We start from the raw sequence: 3,594 nt of genomic DNA, 5'->3' as shown, positions 1-3,594 counted from the left end.
GCCTCAGAGCGGACGGGTGATCAGCTCCCGGATCTGGTCGGTGACAGGTCCCAGGTCGTCCCGGCGGAGCAGGTTGATCCGGTTGCGGGTGATGTCCCCGCGGTGGACGAACTCGTAGAGATCCTGACGCTGCCCGAAGCTGTCCGCCGTGAGCTCCCAGGCCAGCCGGAACAGCCGCGACTTCTCCTCGACCGGGAGGTTCGCGCCCCGCATGTACCGGTCGAGGTAGGGCCGCAGGTCAGCGGCGGCGAGGTCACGCTCGCTGGGCTGCATGAGGACACCCGACGAGCCGATCCGCCGCACGATCTCCACTGCCCGGCCGGCGACCTGCGCCGACCACACGCGGCTCGCGTCGGTGTTACCCGGCGCGAGCAGGCCGCCGTCCGTCGTCTCGACCCGGGCCTCCCCCGCGTCGAGGAAGTACCCGACGAGGTCAACGTAGCTCGCCAGCTCCCCGAGGTCCTCCTGGACGTGACGCAGCCCCGAGGCTCCGATCGCGTCAGCGAGCAGCGTGCCGACGGCGAGCAGGGTCCGCAGCCGTTCCTGGTAGCGGATGTGGCCGGCGGCCGCGCTCCAGGCGTTGATCCGCCCGAGTCCGACCCGGGCGAGGTTGCCGTCGCGCAGCAGGAACACCCGGTCCCACGGAACCAGCACGTCGTCGAAGAACAGCATGGCGTCCTGCTCGTCGAACCGGGACGCGAGCGTGTGGGCGTGCCCGTACGGCCGGGCCCCCAGCGGCTCCCGACAGAGGATCTTCACACCTGGGGTGGCCAGCGGCAGGCCGAACCAGATCACGAACTGCTCGGCCTCGCGCTGCGCGAAGCTCGCCGAGAGGTACACGAGCACCTCGTGGGCCAGTGGGGCCAGCGTCGTGAGCTGCTTGGCGCCCCGGACGACGACGCCGTCGTCCCGCTCGGCGATGATGCGCAGCGCGAGGTCGGGATCGTCCACGGGGCTGGTGGTCCGGTCGATCTGCGGGTCACCCAGAGCGTGGCCGAGGACCAGGTCATTGGCCGCACAGTGCCGGTAGAAGGCCACCGCGTTGGCACCGAAGCCGGCCTGGTTGCGCTCCAGATGGTCCCGGAAGTCGAGCAGGCCCACCGCCACGTTCGCCATGAACGACGGCGACCGGCCGTGCTGACCCCAGGACTCGCGCATCCACACGGCCGTGCTGCGCCGCCGGGCCCGCAGATCGTCCAGCGTGCGCGGCAGCTGGTAGGACCAGCCGACGCGGGTCCCCGCCTCGGGTTCGTGGACGGTGAGCACGTCGCGCAGATCCGGCTCGTGCTGCAGGTCGAACAGCCGGGCCAGCTCGTCGACGGCGCCCCGGAAGGCCGGGTGCGTCGCCACGTTCGCGGCCTTCTCCCCGTCGAGCCACACCTCGCGGCCGTCGTTGAGGCTCGCCCGGTACCGCTCCCCGGTCATCAGCCCCTGCCCGGCAGGCGGCGGGATTCCCAGCGGCGGGTCGGCCGGGGGCTCGGCCGTCGCACCGGCGGGGTGGCCACCGGCGGGGTGGCCACCGGCGGGTCGGCCGGGATCGTCGACGGCGCCGGGACGACCGCTGTCGGTCACGAGGGTCATGGCCTGATCTCCGCTCTGTGGACAATATCGGTGGCGTCGGTGGCGTCGGTGGCGTCGGTGGCGTCGGTGGCGTCGGTGGCATCAGTGATGTCGGTGGCATCGGTGGCGGTCCAGACGCAGCCACGGTCGACCTGCCCCGGTCCGGCGACCGACCCGGCCACGACGGCCGGCTGGCCGGCCGGAGCGGGCACGGCCACGCCGGCTGACGGGACCGAGGGGTCGTCATGCAGCAGGCGGAAGGCCGGTTCGTATCCCTTGGCCCGGATGTTCGCCGAGAGGGCAGTGGTGCAGAACGAACAGGGGGAGGCCAGGGTGAGGGGCACGCCCCGGGCGCGGGCCTGCTCGCGGTAGTCCCAGATGCCACAGTGCGAGATGATCAGGGTCGCCCGCGTGGGCTCGTCGGTGTCGACCGCGTAACGGGAGGAGTAGAGATCCGCCTGGCGCGCGAGCCGGTGGACGACGTCGGCGGGCCGGCCGGTCGGCTCGGGCTCCACCTTGCCAAAGACCGAGGCGTTGGCCCTCGCCCAGTCGACGAGCTCCGCCTCGCCCCAGCGCGACACGATGAACCGTTCGATCAGTGCCTGCGCGCGGAAGAACACCCGCTGCCAGGCCGTCGGATCACGATCGTCAGGCGTCGGGAAGTCGGCGAAGATCTCGGCCTGGGTATGCAGCCAGTCGAGCAGACGCAGATCGGCGTGGTGTTCCAGCAGGAACGTCGTCATCCCCGACTCCGCCTCGAGCAGGCGCTGCTGCCACAGGGCTACGCGGTCGTCTCCGGTCATGTCGACGGCCGGAGCAGGGGGAAACGACCCGGACGCCGTCGCTCGCGGGGATGCGCCGGGCGGCTCGAGGTGGGCGTGGGGACGGGTGCCGAGGACCGCCATCGGCACCGGCGCGGCCGAGGACAGGGACATGGGTACGGCCATCGGAGTGGCAACGGCACGGGGCATGTGTGTGGGAGCCTCCACGGATCTCCTGTCCCTGGCGGCCCCGGCTAAGCGGGCCACCGCGACGACCGTTCCGGAGACCGGACGGCCAGGATGAATCACGACGGAAACAACGCTAAGTGCGCGGATGATGTGGAAATACCGACCTTCGGTGCATCTTCGTGCCACTTCCGGCGTCCGTCGCCTCACACGTTGTCGCCGTATGCATCGGCGCCGCACGGTTCGTCCGCCGCCGGCAACTTCGGCGGCCGCCGGCAACTTCGCGGCGAAGGTGCGGGCGGAATGCCGGGTGCGGTACTTGCGGTTCCGGCGAGGGCGCAGCGGATACGCTCGGTGCCTGAGTTCTCCATCGACTTACCCGGGGGGTGGCTGCGGCAGCGGTCGCCTTCCCACCCACGTGATCAGTATCCGGGACGCGTGTAGCTATCAGGACGCGAGCGCCCCTCCGATTCCCCTGACCCCTCAAGGCACCAGTCCCCCCGGAGGTTCCTGATGGCGATGACGGATGATGCCGAGATGCCGTTGCTGCGCCGGCTGGTCGGGCAGGCGCTGCGTCGGCGTCGCCTCGCTCAGGGCCGCACCCTGCGGGACGTGGCGGACACGGCGCGGGTGTCGATGCCCTACCTCTCGGAGATCGAACGCGGCCTGAAGGAGGCGTCTTCGGAGATCCTCGCCGCGGTCTGCCGGGCGCTGCACATCCGGCTGTCCGATCTGCTGGACGAGGTGCGTCTGGAGCTCGCCCGGCTCGAACCCGAGGTCACCCCCGTGGCATCGCCCGGGTCGCTGTCCGCCGTCCACGGGCAGGCGACACCACCGATCACGGCCCGCGTCCTCTCCGCTGACCTGCACGCCGCCAGCGGCACCACGGCCACCGTCGGCATCACGGGCTCGGCCGGCCTCACGGGCTCGGCTGGCATCGAAACAACCGGTATCGGCGCAACGGTCGGCGCGGCATTGCCCTTCGGCGTGTCGCCGAACCTGGGACTCTCGCCAAGCTTCCGGGCCGCCGTCCCTACCGGCCGGGTGGTGGTGCCCGGCCCGCGGCGAGCCGCCGTCGCTCCCGGTC

At 71.6% G+C, this 3,594-nt stretch carries 3 protein-coding genes; 1 reads left to right on the top strand and 2 read right to left on the bottom strand.

Annotation, left to right across the window (positions count from 1 at the left end; translation table 11 throughout):
- Positions 1-3: 3 nt before the first annotated feature.
- On the bottom strand, positions 4-1,581 hold the full coding sequence (locus tag AC08OP_RS15850; RefSeq protein ID WP_476614905.1) for a 4-hydroxyphenylacetate 3-hydroxylase family protein: 1,578 nt from the start codon (positions 1,579-1,581) through the stop codon (positions 4-6).
- On the bottom strand, positions 1,578-2,495 hold the full coding sequence (locus AC08OP_RS15845) for a hypothetical protein (RefSeq protein ID WP_476614904.1): 918 nt from the start codon (positions 2,493-2,495) through the stop codon (positions 1,578-1,580). The genes AC08OP_RS15850 and AC08OP_RS15845 overlap by 4 nt, the downstream gene beginning before the upstream one ends.
- Before the next feature lie 525 nt (positions 2,496-3,020).
- On the opposite strand from AC08OP_RS15845, the gene AC08OP_RS15840 reads away from it, so the two are divergent.
- On the top strand, positions 3,021-3,594 hold a 574-nt coding region (locus AC08OP_RS15840), incomplete at its 3' end, for a helix-turn-helix domain-containing protein (RefSeq protein ID WP_476614903.1).

It is taken from the genome of Frankia sp. CeRuru1, from assembly GCF_977966315.1.
The sequence above is the reverse complement of the archived record's forward strand: the minus strand, read 5'-3'. Positions and strand labels throughout refer to the sequence as shown.